Raw genomic sequence first — 3,758 nt, 5'->3', positions numbered from 1 at the left:
GCCGGCACCAATGCAGAGGCGACCCAGTCTGCGGTCAGCCAGGTCCAGCGCATGCATACACTGGCGGAACAGTTGCGCAGCAGCGTGGCCTATTTCCGCGTATAGGCGGCTGTGACATGAATAAAAGCCGCCTCATGACCGGGTGCGGCTTTTATTCATCAGGCACCAGCAAATCGCGTGACTGTCCAATGGCGCTGGCCATTTACCTGCAGGGCTTCACACCCCAGCCTGCCCGGCCGCGCCAGCAGGAAAAATCTTCACGCACGCTATCGATGCGCCAGCGCCCGTCACTGGCGCGATTCACGTCGAAGCGCCAGCGATTGCCGCGCACGCTGTCGTCCAGCAAGCCCTCGCGCAGCACGCTGATCTGCGCGTAATCGAAGGCTTCGGGCCGGCTGTGCTGCTCTATCTTCAGCGTGGCGTATTCAAAACGGCCGTCACTACCGAGGCGCTGGCCGAGAAATCCGGTGACCACTTCCAGCGGCAACTGGCCGGCCTTGCCGGTATAAGGCAGGCGACCTTCATCGGTATACGCCCACGCCGGCAGCGACAACAGCAGCATACAAAGCAAACATTTTTTCATGGCATTCCTTATCTGATCCGCGCTATTAAGCCACAGCTAGCGCCGGCTCTCGCTGCATATTGGCCAATCCTGATCAAGCGGGGCCCGCCAACTGCCGTCTGAGCCAGCGGCTTAAACGCTCCACCGTCCACGATAGCAGCACCATGGCCAGCATCAGGCTGGCTGCGGTTTGGGTCTGGAATAGCGACAAGGCCATAAACAACTGCTGGCCGATGCCGCCCGCCCCCACAATGCCCAGCACCGCGGCGATGCGGATATTGTTTTCCCAGCGATACAGGCTGTAGGCCAGCCATTGCGTCATGATGGCTGGCAGCAGGCCGTAGCAAAACGCGCTGGTAGGCGATGCCCCCGACAGCAGCAGCGCCTGCACCGGTTCTCGCGGGGCATTTTCCAGCGTTTCGGCAAACAGCCGCCCCAACACCCCGCTGGTATGCAGACAAAGCGCCAGCACGCCGGCCGCCGGCCCCAGACCGACCAAGAGCACAGCCAGTGCCGCCCACATCAGGTCGGGTACGCCACGCAGTAAATTCAGCAGCAAGCGGGCCACGGCTTGAGGCAGAACGCCCATCAGGCCGGCGGCAGGCAGGCTTAGCCATGCGGCAAAAAGACAGGCGAGCACGGTGCCGGTCACCGACATGGCCAGCGTTTCGGCCATGCCTTGCGCCAGGCCGGCAAATAAATCCGGCCCGCTGTCCGGCGGCCAGAATTCGGCCGCAAAGGCAGGCAACGCCTTGAAGTCGAATCCGCCCGCCAGCCACGCCGGCGCCAGGCATAGCAGGCTGGCACCCAGTGCCAGCAGCACCCCGGCCAGCAACAGGGCTTGCCCGTATCCGGTATGAAGTGCTGCCCTTGCCAGACGGCTGATGCCGTCGCTCATCATCACCAGCAACACAAAGACCAACAGCAGCGTACTGACTTCACCGCCATTCATCATCTTGATGCTGGTATCCAGCAACTGGCCGATGCCGCCTGCCCCGACAAAACCCATCACCGCCGAGGCGCGAATCGCACATTCCCAGCGGTACACGCTATAGCTCACCAGTTCGGGCATGGCTTGCGGCAGCAAGGCCCAGCCCAAGCGCTGCCCGCGGCTGGCGCCCTGAATGGCAAGTGCACGGCAGGCCTCTGCCGGCTGGGAATCAAGAATTTCGGCATAGACCTTGCCCAGCATGCCGCCATAGGCCAGACCGATAGCCAGTACCGCAGGCAGGCTGCCCAGACCCACCGCGCGTACAAACAGCAAGGCCCACACAATTTCCGGAATCGCCCGCAGCACAACCAGCATGCCGCGTAGCAGGCTCTGCCCGGCCTGCCACACAGGATGATGCGAGCCCGGTGTATCCAGTGCTGCACAGCTGGCAAAAGCGGCAGGGATGGCGATCAGCATGGCAAGCGCGATCCCCAGTGTTGCACTGGCCAGCGTCACCGCGGTTTCACCTGCGACTTCATCCAAAAAATAGCGTTCATGCGCCGGCGGGAAAAAACCGCTCACGAACTGCGCGAGCGTGGTCCAGCTGCCACTGTCCAGCAATGCTGCCGGATGAAAACCGCTGGACTGAAATGCCGGTGCCAGCAACAGCATCAGGGCCAGTGTCGCCAGCAGCCGTGGCCGCCGCGCTGGATCGCGCATAGACGAAGGAGCAGGATCTAGCATGGCCATGCCGCCGCACGGCTAAGGGGTGCCGGCGCCAAGGGTGTGGCGCTATCTCCGCGATAGAGCTGATCCAGCAAGGCCGGGCTGACCTGGCTGCGGGGCAGGTCAAACAGGATGCGCCCGCCGCGCAGGCCGACAATGCGTTCGAAATGGGCGAGCGCCAGCTCGACCGAATGCAAGCTCATCAGCAAGGTCGCGCCACGACGATGCGCATCCCGGCACAGCAGGCTGACGGTCTGCTCGGCCAGATGCGGGTCCAGCGCCGATACCGGCTCATCGGCCAGCAACAATTCAGGCGCCTGATACAACACGCGGGCAATGCCGGCACGCTGGCGCTGGCCGCCGGAAAGCTGGTCGCAACGCATCCACAGTTTATCGGCCAGCGCCACTTGCGCCAGTGCATCGACAACAGGCTGATGCTGGTGAGGCCACAGCAATTGTGCGAGGGAAGCCAGCGTAGACATCTGCCCCAGACGGCCGGCGCGTACCGCATGCACCACGCGCTGGCGCGCAGGTAGCGGCGGGCTTTGGTAAATAGTCCCGATGCGGGTGCGCAATGCCTTGAGCTGGCGGGCACTGAGTTGCCACGGCGACGCGTTCAGCAACTGAACACTGCCGCGAGTTGGGACATAAGCGGTATTAGCCAGCTGCATTAGCGAGGATTTGCCGGCACCGGAGGGGCCTATCAGTGCCAGCTGCCCGCCTTGCGCGACAGACAGACGGATATCGTCAAGCACCAGCGTCTGGCCAAGGCGCAAGCTGACCGAATCGAATTCTAGACTCATGGCTTTCGGGGGCTTTTTTGAAATTCGGGATATCTTGATCGGGCAGCGCATGCGCGAGGCGCATGCATCGCTGCCCGGCGTGCTGCGGTTATTTCAACAAACCGGCCTCGCGCGCGGCCGATTCTATGCTTTGGTAGTTGGCGGCGCGGGTCGGTACGAAGCGGGTCGCGCGCTGCAGATCGAGAATGGCGAGATCAGCCGGCTTTTTCGGGTCGAGCTTGAGGAAGGCGGCGCTGATTTTCTTCTGCAGCTTGGCATCCAGCGTGCCGCGTACCGTCCAGTTGTAATCGTAAAAAGACGGCGTGGTCGCCACCACCTTGACCTTGCTTGGATCTATCTTGCCGCTTTCGACCAGCTTTTCCCACACCGAGGCATTGAGCACGCCGCCATCGACCTTGCCGGATGCAACCCAGGCGACAGTCGCATCATGCGCACCGGAATAGCCGACATTCTTGAACGCAGTTTCCGGCTTGAGCCCGGCTTTTTGCAGGAAATAGCGCGGCATCAGGTGGCCGGAAGTACTGGAGGCCGAACCGAAAGCAAAGCTCTTGCCCTTGAAGTCCTGCAGGCTGTGGATACCCGAAGCCGTACCGGCAATATATTTGGAGGTAAAACGGGTGTCTTCCTCGCGCTGCACCAGCGGCACCACCTTGCCGCGCTGGCTGGCTTGCACAAAGGTAAAGCCGCCCAGCCAGGCCAGATCGATCTTGTCGCTATTGAGCGCGGTCACGACCGA

4 protein-coding genes are annotated in these 3,758 nt (G+C 62.3%); all 4 read right to left on the bottom strand.

Annotation, left to right across the window (positions count from 1 at the left end; translation table 11 throughout):
• Positions 1–202: 202 nt before the first annotated feature.
• Complete coding sequence (locus ACRC1E_RS06900; RefSeq protein ID WP_438514374.1) at positions 203–583, bottom strand: hypothetical protein; 381 nt, start codon at positions 581–583, stop codon at positions 203–205.
• A gap of 73 nt (positions 584–656) precedes the next feature.
• Positions 657–2,237 carry a PhnE/PtxC family ABC transporter permease gene (locus tag ACRC1E_RS06895; protein ID WP_438514373.1) on the bottom strand — a complete coding sequence of 527 codons (1,581 nt, stop codon included), beginning with the start codon at positions 2,235–2,237 and terminating at the stop codon, positions 657–659.
• Entirely contained in the window at positions 2,231–3,022 is a 792-nt protein-coding gene (locus tag ACRC1E_RS06890; RefSeq protein ID WP_438514372.1) for a phosphonate ABC transporter ATP-binding protein, read from the bottom strand. The genes ACRC1E_RS06895 and ACRC1E_RS06890 overlap by 7 nt, the downstream gene beginning before the upstream one ends.
• 88 nt (positions 3,023–3,110) lie before the next feature.
• On the bottom strand, positions 3,111–3,758 hold a 648-nt coding region (locus tag ACRC1E_RS06885), incomplete at its 5' end, for a putative selenate ABC transporter substrate-binding protein (protein ID WP_438514371.1).

Source organism: Craterilacuibacter sp. (genome assembly GCF_051659485.1).
Taxonomy (GTDB): Bacteria; Pseudomonadota; Gammaproteobacteria; order Burkholderiales; family Chromobacteriaceae; genus Craterilacuibacter.
This window is presented reverse-complemented; position numbering and strand designations above follow the sequence as displayed.